The following is a 288-nucleotide window of genomic DNA, read 5'->3' as shown; positions in this document are numbered from 1 at the left end:
GTCACCGAGATGGTGTGCGTAGCGCTGCTGGTGTCGTTGTCGCCATCCTTGGCACTGAGTGTGAAGTTCACATTCACGCCGCCGGCGTTGTTCAGACCACTGGCGGGCACAAAGCTCCATGTGTTGTTGGCATTGATCGTCAACGTGCCCTTGCCGGTGTTGATGCCCGTGCCGTACGCCACCGTCTGTGCAGCGCCTCCGTCGATCGAGATCGTGAAGTTGGCCGGTGTCACACCATCGGCGCCTGCCGCCAGGTTCCACGCCCCGGTGATGGCTGCTGCCCCTTCC

Annotated in this window: 1 protein-coding gene; it reads right to left on the bottom strand. The window is 62.5% G+C overall.

Features of this window, described 5'->3' with window-relative positions:
• Nucleotides 1–288 (bottom strand): hypothetical protein (locus IB213_RS17935; RefSeq protein WP_192408191.1); only part of this gene is annotated, 288 nt, incomplete at both ends.

It is taken from the genome of Comamonas sp. CMM02 (genome assembly GCF_014851485.1).
In the GTDB taxonomy this organism is placed as follows: Bacteria; Pseudomonadota; Gammaproteobacteria; order Burkholderiales; family Burkholderiaceae_C; genus Comamonas; species Comamonas avium.
Note: the sequence above shows the minus strand (reverse complement) of the source record. Positions and strands in the feature narration are given on the sequence as shown.